Annotated in this window: 24 protein-coding genes, 1 tRNA gene and 2 pseudogenes; 16 read left to right on the top strand and 11 right to left on the bottom strand. The window is 69.7% G+C overall.

Annotated features, from left to right (window positions below; translation table 11 throughout):
* Nucleotides 1-29: 29 nt before the first annotated feature.
* The 6 genes from ABT254_RS17480 (at nt 30) to ABT254_RS17455 (ending at nt 4,536) form a co-directional block, all read left to right on the top strand.
* On the top strand, nt 30-461 hold the full coding sequence (locus ABT254_RS17480; RefSeq protein WP_351470245.1) for a DUF3052 domain-containing protein: 432 nt from the start codon (nt 30-32) through the stop codon (nt 459-461).
* A 177-nt stretch (nt 462-638) separates the two neighbouring features.
* Nucleotides 639-1,097, top strand: coding sequence for a peroxiredoxin (locus ABT254_RS17475; RefSeq protein ID WP_123964840.1), 459 nt, complete (start codon nt 639-641; stop codon nt 1,095-1,097).
* A gap of 113 nt (nt 1,098-1,210) precedes the next feature.
* Nucleotides 1,211-1,786 (top strand): calcium homeostasis/redox stress adaptation protein, encoded by a 576-nt coding sequence (locus ABT254_RS17470; RefSeq protein WP_115908402.1) that lies wholly within the window; start codon nt 1,211-1,213, stop codon nt 1,784-1,786.
* A 121-nt stretch (nt 1,787-1,907) separates the two neighbouring features.
* Nucleotides 1,908-2,486: a TerD family protein gene (locus tag ABT254_RS17465; RefSeq protein ID WP_351470240.1), complete on the top strand. Its 579-nt coding sequence runs from the start codon at nt 1,908-1,910 to the stop codon at nt 2,484-2,486.
* A 50-nt stretch (nt 2,487-2,536) separates the two neighbouring features.
* Nucleotides 2,537-3,685 carry a DUF475 domain-containing protein gene (locus ABT254_RS17460; RefSeq protein WP_351470237.1) on the top strand — a complete coding sequence of 383 codons (1,149 nt, stop codon included), beginning with the start codon at nt 2,537-2,539 and terminating at the stop codon, nt 3,683-3,685.
* A gap of 113 nt (nt 3,686-3,798) precedes the next feature.
* Nucleotides 3,799-4,536 (top strand): TerD family protein, encoded by a 738-nt coding sequence (locus ABT254_RS17455; RefSeq protein ID WP_351470234.1) that lies wholly within the window; start codon nt 3,799-3,801, stop codon nt 4,534-4,536.
* 16 nt (nt 4,537-4,552) lie between these two features.
* Here the strand turns inward: ABT254_RS17455 and ABT254_RS17450 are convergent, their stop codons facing one another.
* Nucleotides 4,553-5,338, bottom strand: coding sequence for a TerD family protein (locus tag ABT254_RS17450; protein WP_351470231.1), 786 nt, complete (start codon nt 5,336-5,338; stop codon nt 4,553-4,555).
* A 207-nt stretch (nt 5,339-5,545) separates the two neighbouring features.
* Between ABT254_RS17450 and ABT254_RS17445 the strand changes: the two genes are divergently transcribed.
* Genes ABT254_RS17445 through ABT254_RS17435 form a run of 3 tightly spaced genes read left to right on the top strand, consistent with a single transcriptional unit; the run spans nt 5,546 to nt 10,153 of the window.
* On the top strand, nt 5,546-6,712 hold the full coding sequence (locus tag ABT254_RS17445) for an HpcH/HpaI aldolase/citrate lyase family protein (RefSeq protein ID WP_351470228.1): 1,167 nt from the start codon (nt 5,546-5,548) through the stop codon (nt 6,710-6,712).
* A 28-nt stretch (nt 6,713-6,740) separates the two neighbouring features.
* The gene (locus ABT254_RS17440; protein ID WP_351470225.1) at nt 6,741-9,338 is read left to right on the top strand and encodes a phosphoribosyltransferase; all 2,598 of its coding nucleotides are present in this window, start codon (nt 6,741-6,743) and stop codon (nt 9,336-9,338) included.
* Complete coding sequence (locus ABT254_RS17435) at nt 9,338-10,153, top strand: HAD family hydrolase (RefSeq protein ID WP_351470222.1); 816 nt, start codon at nt 9,338-9,340, stop codon at nt 10,151-10,153. The genes ABT254_RS17440 and ABT254_RS17435 overlap by 1 nt, the downstream gene beginning before the upstream one ends.
* A 4-nt stretch (nt 10,154-10,157) precedes the next feature.
* Here the strand turns inward: ABT254_RS17435 and ABT254_RS17430 are convergent, their stop codons facing one another.
* On the bottom strand, nt 10,158-10,373 hold the full coding sequence (locus ABT254_RS17430; protein WP_351470220.1) for an FmdB family zinc ribbon protein: 216 nt from the start codon (nt 10,371-10,373) through the stop codon (nt 10,158-10,160).
* A gap of 230 nt (nt 10,374-10,603) precedes the next feature.
* On the opposite strand from ABT254_RS17430, the gene ABT254_RS17425 reads away from it, so the two are divergent.
* The 3 genes from ABT254_RS17425 (at nt 10,604) to ABT254_RS17415 (ending at nt 15,073) form a co-directional block, all read left to right on the top strand.
* Entirely contained in the window at nt 10,604-12,532 is a 1,929-nt protein-coding gene (locus ABT254_RS17425; protein ID WP_351471073.1) for a transglycosylase domain-containing protein, read from the top strand.
* 50 nt (nt 12,533-12,582) lie between these two features.
* Entirely contained in the window at nt 12,583-13,887 is a 1,305-nt protein-coding gene (locus ABT254_RS17420; RefSeq protein ID WP_450751270.1) for a polysaccharide deacetylase family protein, read from the top strand.
* 112 nt (nt 13,888-13,999) lie between these two features.
* Nucleotides 14,000-15,073 (top strand): amidase domain-containing protein, encoded by a 1,074-nt coding sequence (locus ABT254_RS17415; protein WP_351471067.1) that lies wholly within the window; start codon nt 14,000-14,002, stop codon nt 15,071-15,073.
* Nucleotides 15,074-15,098: 25 nt separating this feature from the next.
* Here ABT254_RS17415 and ABT254_RS17410 read toward each other — a convergent pair whose 3' ends face one another.
* Together ABT254_RS17410 and ABT254_RS17405 are read right to left on the bottom strand one after the other, a co-directional pair.
* The gene (locus ABT254_RS17410; RefSeq protein ID WP_351470217.1) at nt 15,099-16,472 is read right to left on the bottom strand and encodes a hypothetical protein; all 1,374 of its coding nucleotides are present in this window, start codon (nt 16,470-16,472) and stop codon (nt 15,099-15,101) included.
* A gap of 81 nt (nt 16,473-16,553) precedes the next feature.
* Nucleotides 16,554-17,336 carry a DUF4097 family beta strand repeat-containing protein gene (locus ABT254_RS17405; RefSeq protein WP_351470215.1) on the bottom strand — a complete coding sequence of 261 codons (783 nt, stop codon included), beginning with the start codon at nt 17,334-17,336 and terminating at the stop codon, nt 16,554-16,556.
* A gap of 203 nt (nt 17,337-17,539) precedes the next feature.
* On the opposite strand from ABT254_RS17405, the pseudogene ABT254_RS17400 reads away from it, so the two are divergent.
* Together ABT254_RS17400 and ABT254_RS17395 are read left to right on the top strand one after the other, a co-directional pair.
* A pseudogene (locus ABT254_RS17400) lies at nt 17,540-18,747 on the top strand (transposase family protein).
* A 75-nt stretch (nt 18,748-18,822) separates the two neighbouring features.
* Nucleotides 18,823-18,894, top strand: a tRNA-Val gene (locus tag ABT254_RS17395).
* Nucleotides 18,895-19,094: 200 nt separating this feature from the next.
* On the opposite strand, the gene ABT254_RS17390 is transcribed toward ABT254_RS17395, so the two are convergent.
* Nucleotides 19,095-19,748, bottom strand: a complete 654-nt coding sequence (locus tag ABT254_RS17390) for an MmpS family transport accessory protein (protein ID WP_351470212.1) — start codon at nt 19,746-19,748, stop codon at nt 19,095-19,097.
* A gap of 186 nt (nt 19,749-19,934) precedes the next feature.
* Nucleotides 19,935-20,261 (bottom strand): DUF8825 domain-containing protein, encoded by a 327-nt coding sequence (locus tag ABT254_RS17385; RefSeq protein ID WP_351470209.1) that lies wholly within the window; start codon nt 20,259-20,261, stop codon nt 19,935-19,937.
* Between the two features lie 126 nt (nt 20,262-20,387).
* Here ABT254_RS17385 and ABT254_RS17380 point away from each other — a divergent pair, with 126 nt between their 5' ends.
* Nucleotides 20,388-20,912: a GNAT family N-acetyltransferase gene (locus tag ABT254_RS17380; protein WP_351470206.1), complete on the top strand. Its 525-nt coding sequence runs from the start codon at nt 20,388-20,390 to the stop codon at nt 20,910-20,912.
* A gap of 31 nt (nt 20,913-20,943) precedes the next feature.
* On the opposite strand, the gene ABT254_RS17375 is transcribed toward ABT254_RS17380, so the two are convergent.
* The gene (locus tag ABT254_RS17375; RefSeq protein WP_351470203.1) at nt 20,944-21,846 is read right to left on the bottom strand and encodes a ketopantoate reductase family protein; all 903 of its coding nucleotides are present in this window, start codon (nt 21,844-21,846) and stop codon (nt 20,944-20,946) included.
* A gap of 93 nt (nt 21,847-21,939) precedes the next feature.
* Between ABT254_RS17375 and ABT254_RS17370 the strand changes: the two genes are divergently transcribed.
* Nucleotides 21,940-22,164 carry a DUF2277 domain-containing protein gene (locus ABT254_RS17370; RefSeq protein ID WP_030931896.1) on the top strand — a complete coding sequence of 75 codons (225 nt, stop codon included), beginning with the start codon at nt 21,940-21,942 and terminating at the stop codon, nt 22,162-22,164.
* A gap of 177 nt (nt 22,165-22,341) precedes the next feature.
* Here ABT254_RS17370 and ABT254_RS17365 read toward each other — a convergent pair whose 3' ends face one another.
* From ABT254_RS17365 to ABT254_RS17350, 4 genes and pseudogenes are all read right to left on the bottom strand, one after another.
* The gene (locus ABT254_RS17365) at nt 22,342-22,953 is read right to left on the bottom strand and encodes a DedA family protein (protein ID WP_351470199.1); all 612 of its coding nucleotides are present in this window, start codon (nt 22,951-22,953) and stop codon (nt 22,342-22,344) included.
* A 276-nt stretch (nt 22,954-23,229) separates the two neighbouring features.
* Nucleotides 23,230-23,685: a DoxX family protein gene (locus ABT254_RS17360; protein WP_351470197.1), complete on the bottom strand. Its 456-nt coding sequence runs from the start codon at nt 23,683-23,685 to the stop codon at nt 23,230-23,232.
* A gap of 69 nt (nt 23,686-23,754) precedes the next feature.
* Nucleotides 23,755-23,962, bottom strand: a pseudogene (locus ABT254_RS17355) (hypothetical protein); the annotation flags it as partial.
* A gap of 69 nt (nt 23,963-24,031) precedes the next feature.
* Nucleotides 24,032-25,675: an alkaline phosphatase D family protein gene (locus tag ABT254_RS17350; protein WP_351470195.1), complete on the bottom strand. Its 1,644-nt coding sequence runs from the start codon at nt 25,673-25,675 to the stop codon at nt 24,032-24,034.
* Between the last annotated feature and the right edge of the window lie 115 nt (nt 25,676-25,790).

The following is a 25,790-nucleotide window of genomic DNA, read 5'->3' as shown; positions in this document are numbered from 1 at the left end:
CTCATCAAGACATGATCAGGAGGCAACCCGTGAGCGCGACCGCGGACCACGCGGAGACGAGCCCTGCCGTGAGGCTGGGGTTCCAGCCCGAGCAGGTGGTCCAGGAGATCGGCTACGACGACGACGTAGACCAGGAACTCCGCGAGGCCATTGAGGAAGTCATCGGCAGCGACCTTGTGGACGAGGACTACGACGACGTCGCCGATGCCGTGGTGCTCTGGTTCCGCGACGAGGACGGTGACCTGACCGATGTGCTGGTGGACGCCACCACCTACATCGAGGAGGGCGGCTCGATCCTGCTGCTGACGCCGAAGACCGGCCGCGACGGCTACGTGGAGCCGAGCGACATCTCCGAAGCCGCGACGACGGCGGGGCTGTCCGCCTCCAAGAGCGTCAGCGTGGGCAAGGACTGGAGCGGCAGCCGGCTGGTGACGCCGAAGGCCGCCAAGTCCAAGCGGTGACCGGCGGCCGCAGCGGCCGTGGCTGGGGGCTGCGCCCCCAGACCCCCCTTTCGGCCTGAACGGCCTCGTCCTCGAACGACGGACGGGCTGAATTCACTCAGCCCGTCCGTCGGCTTTCGGTGATCTCTGCGTAGGGTGGTGCCACCCGAACAGCCCCACCGAAAGGGACGTATCCCGATGGCGATCCAGGTCGGCGACAAGGCCCCCGACTTCGAGCTCAAGGACAACCACGGCGCCACCGTGAAGCTCTCCGAGTTCCGTGGCAGCAAGAACGTGGTCCTGCTCTTCTACCCCTTCGCCTTCACCGGTGTGTGCACCGGCGAGCTGTGCGAGGTGCGGGACAACCTGCCGCAGTTCTCCGACCGCGACACCCAGGTGCTCGCCGTCTCCAACGACTCCATCCACACCCTGCGCGTCTTCGCCGAGCAGGAGGGCCTGGAGTACCCGCTGCTGAGCGACTTCTGGCCGCACGGCGAGGTCTCCCGCGCCTACGGCGTCTTCGCCGAGGACAAGGGCTGCGCGGTCCGCGGCACCTTCGTCATCGACAAGGAGGGCGTGGTGCGCTGGACCGTCGTCAACGCGCTGCCGGACGCCCGCGACCTGAACGAGTACGTCAAGGCGCTCGACACCCTGTGATTCTTCGGTTCCAAGCCATGCGTGGGGCGGGAACCCGTCACTAGGATCGACTCGTTGATCCGGTATCAAACGCACGGCGGGGCGCCCCGCCCCTGGACACCAATGGAGGACTCGTGGGAGTCAGCCTCAGCAAGGGCGGCAACGTATCGCTGACCAAGGAGGCCCCGGGCCTGACCGCGGTCATCGTCGGTCTGGGGTGGGACGTCCGCACCACGACCGGCACCGACTTCGACCTGGACGCGAGCGCACTGCTGCTGAACTCTTCGGGCAAGGTCAGCAGCGACGCCAACTTCGTCTTCTTCAACAACCTCAAGAGCCCCGACGGCTCGGTCGAGCACACCGGTGACAACATCACCGGTGAGGGCGAGGGCGACGACGAGCAGATCAAGATCAACCTGGCGGCCGTCCCGGCCGACGTCGAGAAGATCGTGTTCCCGGTCTCCATCTACGACGCCGAGAACCGCCAGCAGTCGTTCGGCCAGGTGCGCAACGCGTTCATCCGCGTGGTGAACCAGGCGGGCGAGGCCGAGATCGCCCGCTACGACCTCTCCGAGGACGCCTCGACGGAGACCGCCATGGTCTTCGGCGAGCTGTACCGGCACGGGGCGGAGTGGAAGTTCCGTGCCATCGGCCAGGGCTACGCCTCGGGTCTGCGCGGTATCGCGCAGGACTTCGGCGTGAACGTCTGAGACCCCTCACCGGGTCTCGAACCGTCCGGCGCCGCACCTTTGCGTGCGGCGCCCGGGGGGTGCCCCCTCTGGGGGAGTGCAGGACAACCAAAGAAGCACCATCTCGGGGAGGACCAGCATCATGGGCGTCACGCTCGCCAAGGGGGGCAATGTCTCCCTGTCCAAGGCCGCACCCAACCTGACCCAGGTGATGATCGGGCTCGGCTGGGACGCGCGCTCCACCACCGGAGCCCCGTTCGACCTCGACGCCAGCGCCCTGCTGTGCGGCGCCGGCAACCGGGTCCTGGGGGACGAGTACTTCGTCTTCTACAACCAGCTCAAGAGCCCGGAGGGCTCGGTGGAGCACACGGGCGACAACCTCACCGGTGAGGGCGAGGGCGACGACGAGTCGATCCTGGTCGATCTGACCCAGGTCCCGGCCCACTGCGAGAAGATCGTCTTCCCGGTCTCGATCCACATGGCCGACGAGCGCGCCCAGACCTTCGGACAGGTCAGCAACGCCTTCATCCGCGTCGTCAACCAGGCCGACGGCCAGGAACTCGCACGCTACGACCTGAGCGAGGACGCCTCCACCGAAACAGCGATGATCTTCGGTGAGCTCTACCGCTACCAGGGCGAATGGAAGTTCAGGGCGGTGGGACAGGGGTACGCGTCGGGGCTGCGTGGCATCGCTCTAGACTTTGGGGTCAACGTTTCGTAAAGCCGAGTACGGCGCGGGGGAGACCCGTACCGATACGGATTGGGTAGCCAGTGCTTCTGAAAACCTTCGGCTGGTCGTTCGCGATTACCGCGGTCGGCCTGGCCGTCGCCGTCCTCTACGGGGGGTGGGAGGCCTTCGGCATCGTGGCGATCCTCTCCATCCTCGAGATCTCGCTGTCGTTCGACAACGCGGTGGTCAACGCCGGAATCCTGAAGAAGATGAATGCCTTCTGGCAGAAGATCTTCCTCACGGTCGGCGTCCTCATCGCGGTCTTCGGCATGCGGCTGGTCTTCCCGGTCGTCATCGTCGCGGTCACCGCCAAGAAGAACCCCATCGACGCCGTCAACCTGGCCCTGACCGACAAGGACCAGTACCAGCAGCTGGTCACCGACGCCCACCCGGCGATCGCCGCCTTCGGTGGCATGTTCCTGCTGATGATCTTCCTCGACTTCATCTTCGAGGACCGGGACATCCAGTGGCTGCGCTGGATCGAGCGCCCGCTGGCCAAGCTGGGCAAGGTCGACATGCTGGCGGTGTGCATCGCCCTGGTCGTCCTGCTGATCACCTCCTTCACCTTCGCCACCCACGCCCACCAGCACGGCGGCGCGCACGTCGACAAGGCGCAGACGGTGCTGATCTCCGGCATCGCGGGTCTGATCACGTACATGGTCGTCGGTGGACTCTCCGGCTACTTCGAGGACAAGCTGGAGGAAGAGGAGGAGCGGGAGCACGAGGAGGAGGAAGAGGCCGCGCGCACCGGCAAGAAGCGCTCGGCGGTCGCCCTCGCCGGCCAGGCCGCGTTCTTCATGTTCCTCTACCTCGAGGTCCTCGACGCGTCCTTCTCCTTCGACGGCGTGATCGGCGCGTTCGCCATCACCAACGACATCGTGCTGATGGCGCTGGGTCTCGGCATCGGCGCCATGTACGTCCGGTCGCTGACCGTGTACCTGGTCCGCCAGGGCACCCTCGACGACTACGTCTACCTGGAGCACGGCGCGCACTACGCGATCGGTGCGCTGGCCGTGATCCTCATGGTCACCATCCAGTACCAGATCAACGAGGTCATCACCGGCCTCGTCGGTGTCCTCCTGATCGGCTGGTCCTTCTGGTCCTCGGTGCGCCGCAACAGGGCGCTCGCGGAAGCCGAGGGAAAAGCGGCGGGCTCGGACGAGAAGACTGAGATCTCGTCCGGGGTGTGACGCACCTGCGGGTGAGGGAACGCTCTGTGCGGGGCGGCCGGCCTCCGGCCGCCCCGCCGGTGTTTCAAGGGATGACCGGGTCCAGGGGGACCCGGATGAATCTGGGGGCGGGAATGGGTTTCTTGGACGGACTCTGGCGCGGACGTGAGGCCGACTTCGACTCGGGCAGCGCCGCCACCAACTCCATCGAGCTGACCAAACGGCACCACCAGGTCTCCCTCACCAAGCAGGGCGCCGCCACCGGGCATCTGCGCATCAACCTGAGCTGGCGGATGCGGACCTCCGACATCGGCGGCTCTCAGCGGGAGTCCCTGCTGCGGCACCCCTTCAAGGCGCTCAGGCCCCCGGAGGTCATGGGCCACAGCCAGAGCATGGTCAACGTCGACCTCGACCTGGCGTGTCTGTACGAGCTCCAGGACGGCACCAAGGGGGTCGTACAGCCGCTCGGCAACTACTTCGGGGACGTCAACACACCGCCCTACGTCAAGCTCAGCGGCGACGACCGGTTCGGTTCGGCGTCCGGCGAGACGATGTACGTCAACCTCGACCACCGGGACGAGATCAAGCGGCTGCTGGTCTTCGTGTACATCTACGACCAGACGCCGGCGTTCGACCGTACGCACGCGATCGTGACGCTGTATCCGAGCAATGGGCCCCGGATCGAGATCCATCTCGATGAGCGGCATCCGCAGGCGCGGTCGTGCGCGGTGGTGATGATCGAGAACGTGAAGGGGGAACTGGTGGTGCGGCGTGAGGTGAAGTTCGTCTACGGGTTTCAGGCGGAGTTGGACCGGTTGTACGGGTGGGGGCTGCAGTGGGGGCGGGGTTACAAGTCGAAGGTGGAGCGGTAGTCGCGGGGGCGCTCCCTCACCGCCCGATGAATTGCGGGCCCTGCGGCGGCAGCCGGAAGTCCGGGTTCGGGGCGGCCGGGACCGTCACCGGCGGCGGATAGCCGTAGCCGGTGGCTGGGGCCGTGGGCTGGGGGTAGCCGTAGGCGGGCTGCGTGGCGGGGGGCTGCTGCGGGTAGCCGTAGGCCGGCTGCGCGGGGACCGCGGTGGGCTGCTCCGGAGGGAGGGGCTGGGAGGGCTCGGGCGCCGGGTCCGTGGCTTCCGACTCGTCCACCGAGATGCCGAACTCCGTGGCCAGGCCCTTCAGGCCGTCCGAGTAGCCCTCGCCGAGGGCGCGGAACTTCCAGCGGTCGTCACGGCGGTACAACTCGCCGCAGATCAGGACGGTCTCCTGGCCCGTCTGGGGCTTGATGTCGAAGAGGATCAGCGGCTCCTCGGACGCGCTCGCCGCGTCGTACAGCAGGATGCGCAGTCCCTGTACGCGGTCGAAGGTGACGTCGTCCGCCGAAGCGACCAGGAGAATCCGGCTGACATCGGCCTCGACTCCGGCCAGATCTGTCTGGATCGTGTCGGTGAGGCCGTCGGCGACCCGTTTCTTGCCGAGCCACCTCGCCTTCCCGGAGGGGTGCCGGGGCTGGTTGTAGAAGACGAAGTCCTCGTCGGAGCGCACACGACCGTCGGGGCCGAGGAGCAGCGCCGAGGCGTCGACGTCCGGGACCCCCTGCCCGGGCGTCCAGCGCAGCACGGCGCGCACCGTGGTGGCCTCGAGCGGGACGTTCGACCCCTTCAGCATCGCGTGCGTCATGCGGTCATCCTGCCCTCTCGGTCCTGATCACGACAACGCGGGGTAGGGGCCCCGCGACCGGGTCGACGGCTTGTCGAATCGCCGTCGACATGGCCGAGTTACCAGAAATTCATGCCCTGCGGGAACCTCTGACACGACTCTCTACGTACTATTACCGGCCACCCATTACCCAATCCATAGCCTTGTCTGGCGTCACGGGGGAGTTCTATGCGTCATTTCGGGCACATCGCCCCGGAGGTGCGGCAGCGCCTCTTCCATCAGGAGCCGTGCGAGTTCGGCACGGACTCCCCGGCCCGGCTGCTCTCCGCGGCCCTGGGCGCCACGCTCTACAGTCCGGCCACCAGGCCGCGGCTCGCCGACGACATCGTCAAGCAGGCCGGACTCGGCGTGGTCTCGATGGTGCTGTGCCTGGAGGACTCGATCGACGACGCGGACGTGGCGGCGGGGGAGGAGAACCTCGTCCGCCAGTTCGCCGATCTGGCCGGGCGGGACAGAGCCGAGCTGCCGCTGCTGTTCGTCCGGGTCCGTACGCCCGAGCAGATCCCCGACCTCGTTCAGCGGTTCGGGGCGAGCGTGCGGCTGCTGTCCGGATTCGTGCTCCCCAAGTTCACCGAGGAGCGCGGGATCCCCTTCCTGGAGGCCCTGGCGAGCGCCGAGACCGCGAGCGGCCACCGGCTGTTCGCCATGCCGGTGCTGGAGTCGCCCGAGCTGCTCTACCGCGAGTCGCGGGTGGAGACCCTGGAGGGCATCGCCCGCGCCGTCGACAAGTACCGCGACCGTGTGCTCGCACTGCGCCTGGGCGTGACCGACTTCTGCTCCTCGTACGGTCTGCGCAGAGCCCCCGACATGACGGCGTACGACGTCCATGTCGTCGCCTCCGTGATCTCCGACGTGGTGAACCTGCTGGGGCGGGCCGACGGCACCGGGTTCACGGTGACCGGGCCGGTGTGGGAGTACTTCCGCGTCCCGGAGCGCATGTTCAAGCCGATGCTGCGGACCAGCCCGTTCCTCGAGGGGCAGGCCGTCGAGCTGCGCGAGAAACTGATTGAGCACGCCATGGACGGGCTGCTGCGGGAGATCTCCCTGGACCAGGCCAACGGCCTGCTGGGCAAGACCTGCATCCACCCCTCCCACGTACTGCCCGTGCACGCGCTGTCCGTGGTCAGTCACGAAGAGTTCGGTGATGCCGCGGACATCCTGCGGCCCGAGCGGGGCGGCGGGGGTGTGCTGAGGTCGGCGTACACCAACAAGATGAACGAGGTGAAGCCGCACCGCGCGTGGGCCGAGCGGACCATGCTGCGGGCCGAGGTGTTCGGCGTCGCCCGCGAGGACGTCAGCTTTGTGGATCTGCTCGCCGCGGGCATTCCCGGCTGAGCCGGACGATCTAGGTATTCAGGAGCCAGTGATCAACGCAGTGAACAACCCGGTCTGGTCCGGCACATGGGTCGCCGAGCGGCTCGGTGTCGAACTCGTGGGCGACGACAAGCTGACCGACCTGTTGGGGCTGGCCCTGCGGCGCAATCCCAAGCGGGCGCATCTGCTGGTCTCCAACGTGCTCGGCAAGCATGTGCCGCAGTCGCCGTCCGTGGTGTACGGATACGGGTTCGCGCTGGGCCGCCGGGTGCGGGAGCTGCTGGGCGCGGAGGAGGCCGCCCGGGCGGTCGTCCTCGGGTACGCGGAGACGGCGACGGGTCTTGGCCACTCCGTCGCCGACGGTATCGGGCTCGCCCCGTATCTGCACTCCACGCGGCGTCCGGTCGCCTCGGTGGCCCCGGCGGGCGGCTTCGAGGAGTCGCACTCGCATGCCACCTCCCACCTGCTGCTGCCGGAGGATCCGGCGCTGCTGGTGGGGGACGGGCCGCTGGTGCTGGTCGACGACGAGTTCTCCACGGGCAACACGGTCCTGAACACCATCCGGGACCTGCACGGACGCTATCCGCGGCGGCGGTACGTGGTGGTGGCCCTGGTCGACATGCGGTCGGCGGCGGATCTGGGGCGGCTGGAGGTTTTCGCGCGGGAGATCGGCGCGCGGGTCGACCTCGTGGCGGCCGCTTCCGGGACGGTGCGGTTGCCTCACGGCGTGCTGGAGCGGGGGCAGGAGCTGGTGGCGCAGTACGAGGCAGAGAGTGCCGCGATTGGTAGTCGGTCGTCTGCACGATCGTCTGGGCTGGTCGCGCAGTTCCCCGTACCCCTTGCGGGCGGTGCTGTCGAAGCCGAGTTCAGCCGCAACCCCCCAGGGGCGCGGGGAACTGCGCGATCAGCCCCCACCGGCCCGCACTCGGACGACAGCCGCAACCACCCCCTACCCACCCGCGTAGACCTCTGCTGGCCGCGCGGCCTCCCCGACGGGGGCCGTCACGGCTTCACGCCGGCCCACCGCGCCCGCCTCGAGAACGCGCTGCCCGCCATGGCCGCCCGCCTCGCAGAGGCACTCCCGGCCGGCGCCCGCCGCGTCCTCGTGCTCGGGTTCGAGGAGCTGATGTACGCCCCGCTGAGGCTCGCCCGCGAGCTGGAGCAGGTCGCCGACGCCGAGGTGCGCTACTCCACGACCACCCGCTCACCCGTCCTCGCGGTCGACGACCCCGGTTACGCGATACGCAGCCGCATAGTCTTCCCCGCCCACGACGACCCCGCCGACGGCCCCGGCGAGCGCTACGCCTACAACGTCGCCGGCGCCGGCTTCGACGCGGTGGTCGCCGTCGTCGACTCGGCCGCCGACACCCCCGAACTGCACGCGCCGGACGGCCTGTTGGCCCAGCTGGCCGCCCACACCCCGCACGTCCTGCTGGCGGTCGTCCCCTCCTATGTGCCAGAGCCCCTGTACGTACCCGAAAGGCCCGCCATGCTGCCCGAGCCCCTCCGCGGCCCCGCCTTCTCCTCGTACCCGCCCGAGGAGGTCGGCTGGCTGCTGCAGGACCTCTCGGACGTGACGCTGGAGGCACCGACCGAGGAGCGCGAGGAGGCCATCCAGAGCGGCGGAGCGCACTACGCGGAGTCGCTGCCGGTGGAGTACCAGCCGAGCGAGCAGTACCAGGAGCTGTTCCACGCGGCGCTCCAGGAGTCCGCCGCGCGACTCGCCCTGGCGGTCGGCGCCGTCACGGAGATCGTGCTGGCGGAGCGGTCGCCCCGCCCGGTGCTCGTCTCGCTGGCCCGCGCCGGTACGCCCGTCGGGGTGCTGATGCGGCGCTGGGCGCAGTTCCGGCACGGCCTCGACCTGCCGCACTACGCCGTCTCGATCGTGCGCGGCCGCGGTATCGACGCCAACGCGCTGCGCTGGCTGGCCGCCCACCACGACCCCTCCGACGTCGTCTTCGTCGACGGCTGGACCGGCAAGGGCGCCATCACCCGCGAACTCGCCGACGCCATCGAGGAGTTCGAGGCGTCCGACGGCATCACCGGCTTCGACCCGGAGATCGCGGTGCTGGCCGACCCGGGCTCCTGCGTGCGGACGTACGGCACGAGGGAGGACTTCCTCATACCCTCGGCCTGCCTCAACTCGACCGTCTCGGGCCTGATTTCGCGGACCGTGCTGCGCGCCGACCTGGTCGGCCCGCACGACTTCCACGGCGCCAAGTTCTACCGCGAACTCGCCGGCACCGATGTCTCGGTGGACTTCCTGGACGCCGTCGCCGCCCGCTTCCCGGAGGTCGCGGACGCCGTCGCCACGCAGGTCAAGGAGTTGCTGTCCGGTGACCGCGAGCCGACCTGGGAGGGCTGGGCCGCCGTCGAGCGGATCAGCGAGGAGTACGGGATCCACGACGTGAACCTCGTCAAGCCCGGCGTCGGCGAGACCACCCGCGTGCTGCTGCGCCGGGTGCCGTGGAAGATCCTGGCGCGGGCCGGAGCGGGCGCCGACCTGGACCACGTACGACTGCTCGCCGAGCAGAGAGGGGTTCCGGTGGAAGAGGTGGCCGAACTGCCGTACACCTGCGTGGGGTTGATCCACCCCAAGTACACGCGGGGCGCCACGGGCGCCGACGGCAAGGCGGTGAACGTCTGATGCCGGTGCTGGTGGCGAGCGACCTCGACCGTACGCTCATCTACTCCTCCGCGGCCCTCGCGCTGACCATGCCGGACGCGCGGGCGCCCCGGCTGCTCTGCGTCGAGGTGCACGAGAGCAAGCCGCTGTCGTTCATGACGGAGACCGCGGCCGGGCTGCTGACCGACCTGGGCGACGCGGCGGTCTTCGTACCGACGACGACCCGGACCCGCAAGCAGTACCAGCGCATCAACCTGCCGGGCCCGGCACCCAAGTACGCGATCTGCGCCAACGGCGGCCATCTGATGGTGGACGGCGTATCCGACCTCGACTGGCATGCGCACGTGACGGCCCGGCTGGCCGAGCAGTGCGCACCGCTGGACGAGGTGCGGGAACAGCTGCTGGCCACGGCGGACCCGGCGTGGGTGCGCAAGCACCGGGTCGCCGAGGACCTCTTCGCCTATCTCGTCGTCGAACGGGAGCTGTTGCCCGAGGAGTGGGTCAAGGAACTCGCGGTGTGGGCGGAGAACCGCGGCTGGACGGTCTCCCTCCAGGGCCGCAAGATCTACGCCGTCCCCAAGCCGCTCACCAAGAGCGCGGCGATGCACGAGGTCGCCCGCCGCACGGGCGCCTCCCTCACCCTGGCCGCGGGCGACTCCCTCCTCGACGCCGACCTGCTGCTGGCCGCCGACCGAGGCTGGCGCCCGGGCCACGGCGAACTCGCCGAGGCGGAGTGGACGGCGCCGATGGTCAACGCGCTGCCCGAGCGAGGGGTCCTGGCCGGTGAGCGCATCCTGCGTGAGTTCTTGAAGGCAACGCGCACGGCAACGCCCTAAGGGGCTAGCCGCAGCACCCTCCACCACAACACCCGCCGCCGCCGGCCTTGGGCGCCGCGGCGGGTGCACTTGCCGTACCCCCCACCGCCACGGTGGACAGCAGCTTCACCGTGTCTTCATGCCCGGCAGGGCACACCGCCGGGTCGGAGGACTGGGCCATCGGACGGCTCAGTTCGAACGTGTCGCCGCAGCTCCGGCAGCGGTACTCATAGCGAGGCATGCGACCAGGTTAGCGGTGCCTTCCGGCAGTGAGTGTGATCCAAGTCACGCGTCCATCATGTTATCTACTGATCGGTATGTGATCGTTCCTGTCGGATTTGTATGTGGAGAAGCTGCGAAGATCGTTGATATTTTCCGGTGGTGACCGGGACAGCACAGCGCAGTGGCCGGCGGGCCGACCATCGCCGTCCACGCCGCCGACGGGCGGCGACGAAGTGGTTCGCCCGGGCGGTGTTACGCCGCCTCCGCCCCGCCTACCCGCGCCCCGGCCGCACCGGCTGGCGCCGCTGGCTGCCCTCCTGGCGCCAGTTACTCGGCGGCTTCGCGGCATCCCTCGGCCTGGCCGCCCTCTCCTTGGCCGTCGCCTACGCAGCCACCGACATCCCGCGGAACCTGAACAGCTACGCCACCCAGCAGGACACCGTCTACTTCTGGTCCGACGGCACCCCCATGGCCCGTACCGGCTGGGTGCGGCGGCAGGCGATGCCGCTGAAGGACATACCCGAGGACGTGCGCTGGGCCGTGCTCGCGGCGGAGAACGAGAGCTTCTACTCCGACCCCGGCATCTCCTTCAAAGGCCTCTTCCGCGCCCTGTGGCGCACCGTCGGCGAGGGGGACACCGAGGGCGGTTCGACCATCACCCAGCAGTACGTCAAGAACGTCTACCTGACGCAGAACCAGACGGTGAGCCGCAAGTTCACCGAGGCGATGATCTCCCTCAAGCTGGACAACCGGATGAGCAAGGACGACATCCTGGAGGGCTACCTCAACACCAGCTGGTTCGGCCGCGGGACGTACGGCATCCAGCGCGCGGCCCAGGCCTACTACGGCACGGACGTCACCCACCTGAATGCCAGTCAGGCCGCCTTCCTGGCCTCGCTGTTGAAGGGAGCCGGGCTCTACGACCCCACCCTCTCCAAGGCCAACCACAAGCGAGCCGTGGAGCGTTGGTCCTGGATCCTCGACCGGATGGTCAAGACCGGCAAGCTGTCGCCTGCCGAACGCGCGAAGTACAAGAAGTTCCCCGAACCGCTCAAGTCCGCCCGGGCGTACGACACCGGCAAGCAGAGCGACTACCTGGTGGAGCTGGCACAGCAGTACGCCAAGAAGGCCGCGCACCTCTCGGACAAGCAGTTCGACCTCGGCGGCTACCAGATCTACACCACCTTCGACCGCAAGCGGGAGACGGCACTCACCGACGCCGTCGCCAAGGCCCGCAGACGGGCGAAGAAGGAAAAGCCCGAGGCCGCGAAAACCGTGCACTACGGCGCCGCCTCCGTCGCCACCGACGGCCGCATCCTCGCCGTCTACGGCGGCCCCGACCACCGTACGCAGGGCTTCAACGAGTCCAACGCGGCCACCGTGCAGGCCGGTTCGGCCTTCCTGCCGTTCGTCTACGCGGCCGGTCTGGAGCACGGCGTCCGCAAGACGCGCGGCGGACCCACCACCCGGATCACCCCGCAGACCGTCTACAACGGTGACAACGGTGTCGCCGTCCTCACGCCCGAAGGCCCGTACTGGGACCGCAGCGGCAAGAAGGTCCTCGCCCACAACGACGACGGGAAGTCCTACGGCCCCATCAGCCTCGGCAAGGCGCTCGCCAGGAACGTGAACACGCCCTTCATGCAGCTCGGCATGGACACCGGTCTGGACGAGGTGCGCGAGACGGCGATCGCGGCCGGACTGCTGCCGTCCAGCCTGGGACCCCAGGTGCCCGCGCTCTCCCTGGGCAACTCCACACCCAGCGCGATCCGGATGGCCGGCGGATACGCCACCTTCGCCGCGGCCGGAAAGCACACCGAGCCGTACTCCGTGCGCCGTATCACCCACAACGGCGCGGCGGTCCGCCTGACCACCCCCACCGCGCGCCGCGCGATCGGCGCCGAGGTGGCCGAGCAGGTCTCCCAGGCGCTCACGGACTCCCTGAACACCGCCCACCCCACCGTCGCCACCGCCAGGGCGACCGGCAAGTCCGGCACCACCGCGGACGACACCGCCGCCTGGTACACGGGCACCTCCGGGTCCGTGTCGACCGCGGTCGTCGTCTACCGCATGGACCTGTCCGCCTCCCTGGACCCGCTGCCGCTCGAAGGAATCGCAGGAACGCCCGCCGCCAGCGTCCCCTACGCCGTCTGGTCGGGCGCCATGGGCCTCGACTGACCCCGGGACCCGCACCACACCCCCCACCCCCCTCGCAGAATGAGACCCGCATGCCCCAGGAACGCCGCATGCCCGGCAGGAAACCGCCCACCGGCCGACGCCGCGGAGGCACCGACCGCCGCACCACCCCGTTGGGGTTCACGACCCTGGCACCCTTCCTGATGGTGGCCTCGCTGGTCGCCGCCTCCCTGATCCTGACCCGCCAGGACCACACCCAGCCCGCCGCCGAAACCGGCAAGAGCCCCAAGGCCGCCGCCCCCAGAGCCACCCCCTCACCCACCTGGGACGGAAAGACCAGGATCCTCGGCGACGGATCCACCTCCGACACCGGCCCACAACCCGGCGGGTTGAAGGCCGAGCCCCTCAAGCCCGGCCAGAAACCGCCCCAGTTCGTCGTCTTCTCCTGGGACGGCGCACTGGAGGGCAGCGACCACCTCTTCTCCCACTACCGGGAACTGGCGAAGAAGTACGACGCCCACATGACGTTCTTCCTCACCGGCATCTACCTGCTGCCCAAGAACAAGGCCAAGCTCTACCACCCGCCCCAGCACCCGGCAGGCGCCGCCGCCATCGACTACGCCACCGACGACCACATCCGCACCACCCTGGAACAGCTCCGCCTCGCCTACCAGGACGGCAACGAGATCGGCACCCACTTCAACGGCCACTTCTGCGGCAAGAAGGGCGGCGGCGACTGGAGCGTCGACGAGTGGAAGAGCGAGATCGACCAGTTCTACGCCTTCGTCGAGAAGTGGAAGACCAACACCGGCTTCGCCGACGTCCCCGCCCTCCCCTTCGACTTCAAGAAGGAGGTCACCGGCGGCCGCGCCCCCTGCCTGGAGGGACAGAAGAACCTGCTCAAGGCCATCAAGAGCTACGGCTGGCGCTACGACGCCTCCTCCACCGGCGACTTCCAGATCTGGCCCACCAAGAAGAACGGCGTCTGGGACTTCCCGCTCCAACTGCTCCCGTACTCCGGCACCGGCTACCAGGGCCTGTCGATGGACTTCAACTTCCTCTACAACCAGTCCGACGGCGAGACCCACGGCAACCCCACCGACTACCCCCAGTGGGAACAGCAGACCGTCACCTCCTACATGAACGGCTTCAACCGCGTCTACTACGGCAGCCGCGCCCCGCTGTTCATCGGCAACCACTTCGAGGACTGGAACGGCGGCATCTACATGAAGGCCGTCGACCGGATCGTCAAGAACGTCTGCACGAAGAAGGGCGTCAAATGCGTGTCCTTCAAGGAACTGGCCGACTGGCTGGACGTGCAGAAACCGCAGACCCTGGCACAACTGCGCGGCCTGGACCCCGCACAGTCACCCGCCTGGTCGACGGTCGTGAAATGAACAACCCCCCACCGCAAGGAGAAACCCCGTGAGACCCAGCAAGTCCGCCGCGAACAGAGCCCGTTGCACGGCCGTTGCCGCCATCTCCCTCTCCGCCGCCGCCCTGCTCCCGATGTCCGCCGCCCACGCGGCCGGCGCAGCCCCCGCCCCCGCCCTCACCGCGGCCACCACCGACGCCTTCGGCCGCATCGCCGACGCCGTCCTCACCGACCGCACCGCCGCCCTGCTCCAAGGATCCCCCGCCGACCGTACGGCCCTGAAGGCGACCGCCGGCGTGCAGCTGACGCCCGCCCTGGCCGCCTCCGAGGCCGGCACCGTGACCTCCCTGCACGGCACCCGCTCCCGGCTCGCCGCGCTCGGCGAGGCCTACACCGCCGCCGACACCAAGGTCACCGTCGACAGCACCCGGCTGCACGGCCGCACCGCCACCGTCCGCGTCACCGAGAACACCACACTGACGTACGCGAAGATACGCGGCGACGAACCCGCCACCACGGGCTTCACCGCCCACCACCAACTCACCTTCACCGCCCGCCCGGACGGCACCTGGCAGCTCACCCGCGAACGCCTCACCGACCAGGGCCCCCGCCCCGTCAACGAGCCCGCCCCGGCGACCAGGGCGACCCCCGTCCGCCCCGGCGCCGTCATCGACGCGCCCCGCTCGGCCACCACCTACCCCGCCCTCGCGAACCCCAAGAACCTCGGCACCGGTACGCCGTACAACTACGCGGCCATGGCGACGTACGCCGAGAAGTACTGGAAGAACTACAACACCGCCTACCGCCGCTACAACCACGCCGGCGGCGACTGCACCAACTACCTCAGCCAGTCCCTCTACGCCGGCGGCTGGAAGAAGGTCACCAGCTCCACCGAGGACTACGGCACCTGGTACTCCGGCACCTCCAGCGACTCCGACACCTGGATCGGCGTCAACGAGTGGTCCTGGTTCACCCAGACCGCGAAGCGCACGAAGGCGCTGGCCAACGCCTACCAGATGGACGTCGGTGACGTACTGCAGATGGACTTCGACAAGGACGGCTCGAAGGACCACTCGATGATGACGACGTACCGCAGCAGCAGCGGCGTCCCGTACCTGACCTACCACGACGCCGACACCTACCGCCGGTCGCTGGCCAGCCTGATCGCCTCGTACCCGAACTCGGCGTACTACGCCTACCGCAGTTAGCAGACAGCTGTGAGCGGGCGGCGGCTCAGTGGCCGCCGCCGCGCTCCTCCCTGATCTGCGAGACCACCCGGGCCACCGTCCCGCGCACCGCCTCCGTCTCCACGAGGAAGCGCCAGTAGTCCGGGTGGCGGCCCTCCAAGCCGGCGATCGCCCGCTCCAGCCGGGCCACGGCCTCGTCCAGCGGACGCGCATGCCGGGGATCCGGCGTCGTCCGGCCCGTCATCGCCAGCCGCTGGGCGTCCCGGATCGCGAACCGCGTCCGGTCTATCTCCTGCTGCGGGTCCTTCTGCACGGCGTTCAGCCGCTGCAGACGGTCCCGCGCCGCCGACACGGACTCATCCGTCGTGTTCAGCAGCGCCCGCACCGTCGACAGCAGCGAGGTCGCGTCCGGCCAGCGCTGCGCGTCCCGCGCGGCCTGTGCCTCCTTCAGCTTCAGCTCCGCCTGACGCACGTTCTCCGCGGCCTGCTCCGGCACGTGCTGCAGGTCCTGCCAGCACTCCGCCACGAACCGCCGCCGCAGCTCGCTCAACACCGGATCGACCTGCCCGGCACGGGTGGTCAGCGCCTGCGCGCGCGTGCGCAGCGAGACGAGCCGGTGGTCGATCTCGGCCGCCTTCTGCGGCAGCCGCTCGGCCTCCACCCGGATCGCCTCGGCCTCCCGCGCCACCCGCTCGGCCCGCTCCAGCGTCTGCGGCACCCCGTGCTGCCCGGCACCCTGGTTCAGCTTCGTCAGCTCAGGGCCGAGAGCGGCAAGACGGGCCGCCAGATCATCCGCCCTGAGCTTCGTCTCCCGCACGGCATCCAACGCGTTCGAAGCGGCGAGCAGCCCCTGCCGCGCCCGCTCCACCGCCGGAGCCAGCCGGGCCAGCTGTGTCTCCGCCTTGCCCAGCAGCGGCCCCAGACTGTCACCGAAACGATCCAGCTCCCGCTTGACGTTCGCCAGCTCGTCCTTGGCCTTCGTCAGCTCCGTACGCGCATGGGCCGCGACCGACGCCTCCAGATCGTCCCGGTCGAGATCATGCGCGTCCACGGCCTCGATATAACGATGACTGGCCTCGTCGATCCGCCGCCCCAGCGCCTCGAAGTCCGACACCGCCCGCCGCGCGGCAGGGGTGTCGTCCACCGCCGTGATCGTCTCGATCGAGATCCGCAGATCGCGCTGGGCGGTGTCCAGCTCGTAGAACGCGGCCGCCGCGGCGTCCTTCGCGGCCTGCGCCTCGGCCCGCTGACTCTCGGCCCGCCCGCCGAACCAGCGCCGGGTACCCCCGCCGGCGAACGCGGCGGGCAGCGCCAGCGCGACGACAAGAGGCAGGGCGACAAGGGTGAAGACGTCCCTCATCGCCTGACGGTGTGCACGCGGCACCAACGGCGAGTACGGCTGCGAAGGTGTCGCCGTCACATCCCTCTCCCGTGCTGTCATCCGTCCTGGCCGGTGCCTCGTTTCATTCTCCCACCGGTTAAGGACGAACACACGGGCCGGTTAGTTCGCGGTCTTCAGGGTGACTTTGCCGTCACCGGTGTGCGCCGACACCACGTGCGAGCTGGAGTCGGACCGCGGCACGGAGACCTCCACCGAGCCGTCGCCCGTCCCGGTCGTCACCCGGTACGTGGCCCTCGGCAGCGCGACGGTGACGGAACCGTCATGACTGCGGGAGTCCACCAGGTCCGGCACGGCACCGAGTTCGAGATCCACGGAACCGTCCCCCGCCTCGGCACGCACCCGCCGCGAGGACACCGCGGCATGCACGGACCCGTCCCCGGTGTGCACCTCCAGCGGCCCGCTGGAATCCGTCACACGCACGGACCCGTCCCCCGTACGAATACTCAACGCATCCCGGAACCCCCGCGCCCGCACGCTCCCGTCCCCGTCCTCCACCTTCACGGTGACCCCGCGCGGCACCTCGATCCGATGCCTGGCCGAACAGTCGGCCACCACACCGGAGCACTTCATCCGCAGCGTCAGCCTGTCGCCCTCCATCGCCCAGCTCACCTTCGGGCCCTTCCCGAGAGCGACGGACCCCTGGAACCACCGGGTGACCTCGACCTTCCCCGCCGGATTCCCGTCCGCGGCGACGATCTCCAGCGCCGAGTCGTCCGAATCCACGGTGAGCGTGTGCCCCGCCAGCGCGAACGCCCGATGGTCGGGCTCCTTGTCGTCCCCCGCAGAAGCCCCACACCCGGCAACCGCCCCGACAAGAACGACCACGCCCCCGACAGCAAGACCACCACGGACAACAACGGAACGGGCACGGACGCGGGCCATGACGATCTCCCCCTGGACGGATGCTGAGGGCTTCGACGGTACGGAGTGGGGGGTGGTGGGGGGATCCGGGCGGCTACCGGGTCTGGGGTGGGGTTAGCCCCCGTATGGGCTTGAAGGACACACGTGCGTGCGTCGAATGAGTGACCTTTTCGGATGGTCGTCGTTGTGCATGATGAACGGACTTTCGACGTCAGAGGGGCGAGATGACAGGGCTGCGTGGGCTGAAGCCGGCCTTCGTGGTGCCCGGTCCTGTCGGCGTGACCATCCGATCGCGACTGCGGGTGTCGTCGGCAGAGGCGACAGTGCTGACCGCCGTGGGTGTGTTCCTCGGCTCTCTGGCGTCGAAAGATCTCGCGGTGCGGTCCCGGGAGGGGACCGACCACGATGCTTCCTCTTGGGCGGCGCGGAAGCGGGAGTTGTCGGTGCTCTCATCGGCGCGCTGGGCAGGAAGTGTCACGAAGGCGACGCACGACCAGTGGGCGCTCGCCAGGCGCGGACATGCTGCCGAGATGGCGTGGCTGCGGGGGCAGATCACACGGATCGAGGCCAGGCCGGCCCGGCCGCTGGGTGCCAAGGCCGACAAGCGGGCCCGGTTGGTGCGTGGCTATGCCACACGATCGGAGTGGCATGCCAAGTCGCGACGCCTTCAGGTGCTCCGCGACCGGCTGGCTGCCCGGGAGTCGGACTGGTCCACCGGGCGGGTGAGTGTGGTCCGCGGCGGCAAGAAACTCGCGCACCTGCGGCATCATCTGGACGAGGCCGGGCTCAGCGCGCAGGCGTGGCGAGAACGCTGGGATGCCGCACGCATGTTCCTGGCCGCAGACGGAGAGTCCGGCCCCGGTTGCTCCACCACACTCGGAGAACCGGGGCGGCTGCGATCGCGATCGAAGACCTCGACTTCAGCGAGGGCAGCACACGGGAGGCGCACGGTGGAAACAAGCGTTTCCGCCGGCTCATCTCCCGCTTCCCGACCATCAAGCTCAAGGCCAGGCTCGTATCGATGGCTGCCGAGCAGAACGTAGCAATCGTCGCGGTGGACCCGGCCTATACCAGCCGCTGGGGCGCCCAGCACTGGCAGAAACCCCTCACGACGAAGATCCGTAAGACCACTCGCCACGACGCGGCAGCCGTGGCGATCGGACGGCGCGCCCTCGGGCACTCGATCCGGCGACGGACGGCACCGCCCCGTACCCACCAGAGCGATGGATACGGGCATCGGACCGTCCAGGCCGGACCGGGTAGCCCGGGGCGTGAGGGACCCCGCCCCCGCCTCCCCGGACCACGGACACGATTCGTGCCGTCTGGACGCGGAGTGAAAGTGGGTGACCAGCGTGCTCAACACCGCTCGGGGCACGCGGCCGGGCATACGTCCTGGGAGCAGGACGTACTCCCGCTCGGCTTCCAGGAGTAACGCTGCCGTCCTGCCCGCCCGTGATACGGGATTGCAGGACAGCGCCCGGGACAATGTAGGCTGTCGACCTGTCCAGGGTGCGTAGCTCAGCGGTAGAGCGCCTGCCTTACAAGCAGGATGTCGGCGGTTCGAAACCGTCCGCGCCCACCGGGCTTGAATAGCAGGTCAGAGGCCTCTCGGTGTGATCGCCGGGAGGCCTTTTCCTGTGATCGAAGTCCACATCCGATCCACATACCCAGCGCGAGCCGTTCAACGGCAGCGGTGTGCGCTCGTTGCGCCTTCATTGTGCCGGTGGCGCCACGGTGGTCGCGGAGACGAGCGCGGTGGTACGGAGCATGGTGACTCCGTCAGTCCCAGCCACCGAGCAGGCCGGAGCTCAGCTGTGCGTCGCAGATGTTGTAGCCGCCGGCCGCGTGGCCCTTTTTCGTGTGGCCGTCGACCGTGACGGAGCAGTTGATGTCCCCGGAGCCCTGGAGCTGCGCGTTCACCGTGTAGTACATCGCGTCCTTGTTCAAGGGGAGGGTGGCCTCGAACTTGCCGTTCTTGAATCTTCCCTGGCGGGTGTCGGAGTCCGAGCCGTACGTGATGTCGAGCGGACCGAGGGCACCGGCGGGGGCGGTTCCCCACACCTTGAAGGTGACGACCTTCTTCGCAGGCTTGGTGTCGGTCTTCTCCGCGTCCTCGCCCTTGCCCTTGTCGGCGGCCGGCTTCTGGCTCTTGGGCGCGTCGGCGGTGGCCTTGACGCTGTTGGAGCCGTTGGCCTTGTCGGACTTCGAGTCGCTGCCGCCTCCTGCCACGGCGCCGATGATGCCGATCAGCACGAGCACGGCGACGAATCCGAGGCACCCGAACCCGATGATCTTCCCGGCGCTGGACTTCTTCGGCGGCTGAGGAGGCGCACCCCATCCCTGCTGCGGGCCACCCCACGGCTGAGGTTGCCCAGGCTGCTGCGGGCCGTTCCAGCCGGGCTGCTGCGGCTGCTGCGGGTATTGGTTGCTCATGTTCCCCCCTGGGGCGTGCTTGTGACTTGCGCGTGTGTGACTGGTGAAGGATCTGTGTGGTTGCCTCAAATCGGGGACCTTCACCTGATCGTGATGAACGCGCGCGTATCGGTGTCGTGTGGCGGGGGCGCTCCAGAGAAGAAGACCCCGGCCGATCACGGCCGGGGTCTTCTTGTGCCGGGTCGTTCATGCCTCGTGGGCGTGCTTCAGTTTGGTGCGGGCGTCCACTCGGTTTTCGGTGGCGACTTCCGCCCAGAAGCGGTGGGTGCTGACGAATACCGCGAGTTCGTGTTCGCGTCGGCGGAGCTTTTCCACCTCGGCCTGTTCGTCGGCCGTCCAGCCGGGGGAGGCCGGGCGTTCCACTTTGCGCCAGCCGCCCGTGTCGCTGAAGCCGTCCAGGGGCTCGACCGACCAGGGCAGCCGCTTGAGCAGGGCCGACAGCTCCGAACGGACCTGATGCAGCTCCTCCTGACCGGCGAGGAGGTCACTCGGAAAGTCGTAGGTCGTAGCCACGGCCCAATGCTACGCCTGTTCGAATTTGGGATGCGAGTGCCTTCCCGGGGTTCATGCGGAAGGGTGGCCGACCGCCGCAGCGGCGCCCCAGGGGCGTTGTCAGAGGCGGCTTCTATGGTTGGCGGCATGGACTTCGTGGGCGTGGAGAAGGTGCGGCTGGAGCCCTGGGGCGAGGGCGACTTCTGGCTGCTGCGGCGGGCCAACAGCCCTGAGATGACGGTGCACTTGGGCGGTCCTGAGAGCGAGGAGAAGCTCACAGACCGGCATCGGCGGTACCTGGAGCCGGGGCCCGGGCAGATGTACCGGGTCGTGCTGGCGGGCAGTGGGGAGAGCGTGGGCTCGGTCGGGTTCTGGGCCCAGGAGTGGCGGGGCGGCACGGTGTGGGAGGCGGGCTGGGGGGTGCTGCCCGAGTTCCAGGGGCGGGGGCTGGCCGTGGGGGCGGCGCGGGCCGTGGTGGAGGCCGCGCGGGATGCCGGTGAGCACCGGTATCTGCACGCCTTCCCGAAGGAGGACAACGGCCCGTCGAACGCCGTCTGCCGACGGGCCGGGTTCACCCTGCTCGGGCCCGTCTGCATCGAGTACCCGAAGGGGCATCCGATCACGTCCAACGACTGGCGGGTGGACCTGGAGTCCATACGGCAGCCCGCGTGACGGGACCCGCTCGGGCCCTGCTGCTCCGGCGTCAGTGGCCGGTGTCCGCCAGTTCCCGGACCACGCGCGCCGTCACCGGCACACGCACCCCGTGCCGCTCGGCGGCGCGCAGCAACGCCCCGCCGATCGCGTCCAGTTCGAGCGGGCGGCCCGCCTCGGCGTCGCGCTGCATCGAGGATTTGGTCCGGGGCGGGAAGGCGTCGTAGCGGCCCAGCGCCTGGGCCGGATCCGCCGGGCCTCCGTTGGCACGGCTGACCGCGGCGGTCTCCTCCACCAGGGCCGTCAGCTCGTCGCGGTGCCGGGTGCGGATCTCGCCGAGCGGGAGGCCGTAGCGGGTGGTGAGGAGGGCGAACGGCGCGAGGAACGACATCTTCGCCCACAGGGCGGCCGCCTCGTCGTCGAGCACGCGGGTTGCCGGACCGGCGGCGCCGAGGGTCTCGGCCAGGGAGTCCAGCCGGTCGCGGTCCACTTTCTCGCCGGTCAGGTCGATCTCGGCGAAGGGGCTGCCGTGCTCGATCACTCCCGCCGCGACCCGGGTCGACTCGACGCGGATGACCGCGGGGGCGATCAGTTCGGGGCGGTAGCGGGCGCGCAGGGTCGCCGGGTGTTCGACGCCGTTCAGGAACGGTACGAGGAGGGCGTCGCCGAGGGCCGTGGGCGGGACGCGGTCGAGGGCGGCGTCGAGGGAGGTGTGCTTGACCGCGACCAGGCAGGCGTCGACCGGTTCGCGCAGTACGGTGTCCGCGTCCACGCCGGTCGTGAAGTCGCCGAACAGGCCGCTGCGGATCTGGATCCCGTCCGTGCGCAGGGTTGCGGCGGTGGCCTCGCCGGCCAGGCAGATCACGCGGTGGCCGGCGCGGGACAGCAGCCCGGCGAGCAGACCGCCGATGCCGCCGGGGCCGAGGACGGCCACGGTGAGTGCGTCGTTCGCCATGATTCTTTTGTCCTTCCGTCGGTCGGCCCCGTGGTGGTGGCCGCCTTGCGAAGGATCATCGCAGTAGCCCCGCAGTTGGGTGAGACTGGTCCCATGTGCCGGAGCATCAAGACACTTCGCCCGCCCGCGTTGCCCGAAGAGGCGACGGAGGAAGAGATCAGGGCTGCGGCCCTGCAGTTCGTGCGGAAGGTGTCCGGCTTCCGGGCGCCGGCCGCGCACAACCGGGAGGTTTTCGACCGCGCCGTCGAGGCGGTTGCCGAGGCCACGGCCGAGTTGTTGGCCGGGCTTGAGGTGCGGGGGCAGAAGGCTTCTGCCTAGCTTTGGCGGCTGCGGCTCCGCCGCGGGTGCGCTCGGGTGGTCAGTTGTCTGCGGCTCCGTCGTGGCTGGTCGCGCCCGCGCGGTGGAGCCGCAAATCGACACAGCCCCGCGCCCCCAAAAAAAGGGGCGCTGCCCGACCCGGCGTGCGTTGCGTCCGCCCGGCCTCGGTCCCAGGGCCTACGACGCCTTCGCCGGGCGCCGCATCACATACGCCGCCCCCGCCCCCGCCCCGAACAGCGCGAGTACGGAGACCGCCGTGGCCACCCAGGTGGTGCCGAGCCACTGGCCGCCGTAGTAACCGAGGGCCACGCTGTAGGTCGCCCAGGTCAGGCCCGCGAGGGCGGACCAGGGGAGGAACTCGCGGGCGCGGCGGTGGGCGGCGCCCGCGCCGAGGGAGACGACCGAGCGGCCGGCCGGGGCGAACCGGGCGAGGATGACCAGGGCGCCACCGCCGCGGGCGAGGGCGGCGCCGAGACGTTCCTGCGCGGTGGTCAGCCGGCGGGAGCGGGCGATGGCGCGGTCCAGCCGTTCGCCGCCGCGCCAGGCCAGTCGGTATGCCACCAGGTCGCCGAGGACGGAGGCGACGGCGGCGCAGAGCGTCAGGCCCAGGATGTCGGGGACCGCGTGCGGTACCTGGCCGCTCGCCGAGCCCGCGGCCGCCGCCGTGGCGGCCGTGATCACCAGCACCCCGCTCGGCAGGACCGGCACGAACACGTCGAGCAGGACCGACAGCGCCACCATGGCGTAGATCCATGGGCTGCCGGTCAGCAGCTCCACACTCTCCAGCACCGCGAACTCCCCGTGACTCCCCCGTGGACCGGACCGTGCCGCGAACGTCGCGAGGGAGCGGCAAGGGCGGCCATGACAGCCATACAGCGTACGCCCGGGCTGTGACGGGAGATTCATGGGGGGCGCGTGGGATCGGCACAGGACGTTCACCGGCCGCCGTCGGCCCTTGAAGCACAGGTCTTTGAACGCACAGGGTCGTTGAGCGCACACCGCCGTTGAAGAACGCACAGGGCCTTCCCCGCCGTCGGGGGAAGGCCCTGGGATCAGCGCACAGGATCAGACAGTGACCGGTGTCTGTTCCGCCGCGGCCTTGTCCTGCGCCGTGGCGCGCTTTGCGAACAGCCGGTCCAGGCCGAAGGCGCCGGAGCCGGTGAAGACCAGCAGCAGAAGGGCCCAGCTGAACATCGCCGCGGCCTCGCCGCCGTTCTCCATCGGCCACAGGGCGTTCGGCTGGTGCACCTTGAAGTAGGCGTACGCCATCGAGCCCGAGGCTATGAACGCGGCTGCGCGCGTAGTGAGCCCGAGCAGCACGAGGATGCCGCCGACCAGCTGGATGACGGCCGCGTACCAGAACGGCCAGGCGCCGGTCTCGACGGTGCCGCCGTCGGTGCCTGCCGCGCCGCCGAGGACGCCGAAGAGCGAGGCGGCGCCGTGGCAGGTGAAGAGCAGACCGACGACGATGCGGAACAGTCCGAGGGCGTACGGCTGCGCGTTGTTGAGACGAGCGGTCATGTGGGGGGTACTCCTTCGGTCGGGCCGGTCCGGGGCGGACCGGTCGGGGGGACGAGCCGAGCGAGCAATTCACCGTAGGTCTGCCCCATTGATGCTTGCAAGTTCAACATTCGGCCATCGGTCCGGTTCCGTTTCCGGTTCCGTTTCGCCCGTAGCCGCACGTGGCCGGCGCCCCGACGACCGCGTCCGCGTCCGAAAGTGTGACCGAATCCACCCCTGGTCGGGCCTCCGCCGCCGTCACCCAGTGCACGCCTTCCGTGGGCACACTGAACGCGAACTACCTTTCGCGGTATCAACCTTGACGACCCATCAGGAGATACGGCTGTTGCGCCACCGCGCCCCCTGCTCACAGGGAGGTGAGCGCGGACTCCTCCACGGTCTTGAGCGCCCTGTTCGGCTGTGCCTGTTCCAGCCGCAGCCGCGCCGAGCGGCCCTTGAGCGTCAGCGTCAGCAGCTGGTTGCCGAACCAGGGGCCGCCCTTCTTGCGCCAGTCGACCGCCGGCCGCTCGCACCGCCCGTGCCGGGCGAAGCGCCGGCCGAGGGCGCGGGCGGCCGCACTCCAGCCGAAGCGGAAGCCGATCCGGATCGACAGCGGAATGGAGTTGTGGACGGGGGAGCAGGTCAACTGCAGCACCCGGGCGTCCGGGGCGCCGGAGGGCCAGACCGGCTCGGCCACATACGCGTGGTGCACGTCCCCCGACAGGACGAGCACCGTCGCCGGCGCCTCGGCCCCCGAACCGGCCTGGGCGATCAGCTCGGTCAGCGCGGTGAAGGAGGCCGGAAAGGCCGCCCAGTGCTCCAGGTCGGCCCGCCGCCGCAGATCCTCCCCGAACCGCGCCCAGCGCGCCCCGCGCTCGCCCCGGCACAGCGCCGCGTTCCACGCCTCGGCGTCGTGCACCAGATGCGGCAGCAGCCAGGGCAGGGAGGTCCCGATGAGGAGGTGGTCGTAGGACCCCCGCTCCGTCAGGGCCTGCTCGCGCAGCCACTCGCTCTCCCCGGGGTCGAGCATCGCCCGGTCGTCCTCCTCCAGGACGCGGGCCGCCCGGGTGTCCACCATCAGCAGGCGTACGCGGCCGAAGTCGCGCCGGTAGCTCCAGCGCACGGCGCTCGGGTCGGCATCGGCCTTGCAGGCGAAGGCGCGCAACTCGTCGGTGGCGTCGGGCAGTTCGCGTACGGCCGCGTACAGCGGGTCGGCCGCCAGTTCGGCCGGCGAGAGGTTCCCCAGATGCTGGTGCACCCAGTACGACATCAGGCCGCTCAGCAGCCGCTCCCGCCACCAGGGGGTGGCCCGCATGTCCTCCAGCCAGGCGGCGGAGGTGTTCCAGTCGTCGATGACGTCGTGGTCGTCGAAGATCATGCAGCTGGGCACGGTGGACAGCAGCCAGCGCACCTCGGGGTCGAGCCAGGACTCGTAGTAGAGGCGGGTGTACTCCTCGTAGTCCGCGACCTCGCTGCCCGGTGGGTCGCTCAGGTCGCGCCGGGCGGCCAGCCAGCGGCGGGTCGCCTCGGAGGTCTCGTCGGCGTACACCTGGTCGCCCAACAGCAGCAGCACATCCGGCCGTTCGCCGTCCGGGTCGGACGCGATGTGCGCGGCGAGGGTGTCCAGCGCGTCCGGGCCGACAGGGTCGTGCGCGTCGGCGGGCGGGGCGGCCCAGCGGCAGGAGCCGAAGGCGACCCGGACACCGTCGCCTTCGTGCGGGGTGCGGATGACGGAGGGCGGGAACCTCCGCGGGGAGCCGGGCGAGTCGGGCAGCGGCCACACGCGCGTGCCGTCGAGGAGGACGTCGTACGGCGTCGTCGTGCCCGGAGTGAGACCGGTGACCGGTACGAGGGCGTAGTGATGGCCCGCGACCTGGAAGGTGCGGGCCTCTCCGCGTGCGCCGTCCGCGCAGCGCACCTCGGCGGTGCACGGACGGCTCGTCTCGACCCAGACCGTCGCGGACGAGCCGTCGGCATACCTCAGCAGTGGACCCAGGCGCAGTTCGGCCACGTCATGCCCGCCCTTTCCATGGTCGGGCTCGCCTCCGGGGCGCCTCAGCCGGTGTCGATGCCTGACAGGCTTGCTGCTGCCCCGAGTTGCCGCTGTTCGACGACGACGAGTCGCC

Origin of the sequence: Streptomyces sp. NPDC001137 (assembly GCF_040298885.1) — a bacterium.
GTDB lineage: Bacteria > Actinomycetota > Actinomycetes > Streptomycetales > Streptomycetaceae > Streptomyces.
Note: the sequence above shows the minus strand (reverse complement) of the source record. Positions and strands in the feature narration are given on the sequence as shown.

What these genes read in the sequence shown, in the direction of transcription:
- ABT254_RS17390 (WP_351470212.1), bottom strand. Translation starts at nt 19,748, where the DNA reads ATGAGCAACCAATACCCGCAGCAGCCGCAGCAGCCCGGCTGGAACGGC.
- ABT254_RS17375 (WP_351470203.1), bottom strand. Translation starts at nt 21,846, where the DNA reads ATGGCGAACGACGCACTCACCGTGGCCGTCCTCGGCCCCGGCGGCATC.
- ABT254_RS17415 (WP_351471067.1), top strand. Translation starts at nt 14,000, where the DNA reads ATGTCCGCCGCCCACGCGGCCGGCGCAGCCCCCGCCCCCGCCCTCACC.
- ABT254_RS17430 (WP_351470220.1), bottom strand. Translation starts at nt 10,373, where the DNA reads ATGCCTCGCTATGAGTACCGCTGCCGGAGCTGCGGCGACACGTTCGAA.
- ABT254_RS17360 (WP_351470197.1), bottom strand. Translation starts at nt 23,685, where the DNA reads ATGACCGCTCGTCTCAACAACGCGCAGCCGTACGCCCTCGGACTGTTC.
- ABT254_RS17465 (WP_351470240.1), top strand. Translation starts at nt 1,908, where the DNA reads ATGGGCGTCACGCTCGCCAAGGGGGGCAATGTCTCCCTGTCCAAGGCC.
- ABT254_RS17475 (WP_123964840.1), top strand. Translation starts at nt 639, where the DNA reads ATGGCGATCCAGGTCGGCGACAAGGCCCCCGACTTCGAGCTCAAGGAC.
- ABT254_RS17455 (WP_351470234.1), top strand. Translation starts at nt 3,799, where the DNA reads ATGGGTTTCTTGGACGGACTCTGGCGCGGACGTGAGGCCGACTTCGAC.
- ABT254_RS17405 (WP_351470215.1), bottom strand. Translation starts at nt 17,336, where the DNA reads ATGGCCCGCGTCCGTGCCCGTTCCGTTGTTGTCCGTGGTGGTCTTGCT.
- ABT254_RS17420 (WP_450751270.1), top strand. Translation starts at nt 12,583, where the DNA reads ATGCCCCAGGAACGCCGCATGCCCGGCAGGAAACCGCCCACCGGCCGA.
- ABT254_RS17380 (WP_351470206.1), top strand. Translation starts at nt 20,388, where the DNA reads ATGGACTTCGTGGGCGTGGAGAAGGTGCGGCTGGAGCCCTGGGGCGAG.
- ABT254_RS17450 (WP_351470231.1), bottom strand. Translation starts at nt 5,338, where the DNA reads ATGACGCACGCGATGCTGAAGGGGTCGAACGTCCCGCTCGAGGCCACC.
- ABT254_RS17445 (WP_351470228.1), top strand. Translation starts at nt 5,546, where the DNA reads ATGCGTCATTTCGGGCACATCGCCCCGGAGGTGCGGCAGCGCCTCTTC.
- ABT254_RS17370 (WP_030931896.1), top strand. Translation starts at nt 21,940, where the DNA reads ATGTGCCGGAGCATCAAGACACTTCGCCCGCCCGCGTTGCCCGAAGAG.
- ABT254_RS17435 (WP_351470222.1), top strand. Translation starts at nt 9,338, where the DNA reads ATGCCGGTGCTGGTGGCGAGCGACCTCGACCGTACGCTCATCTACTCC.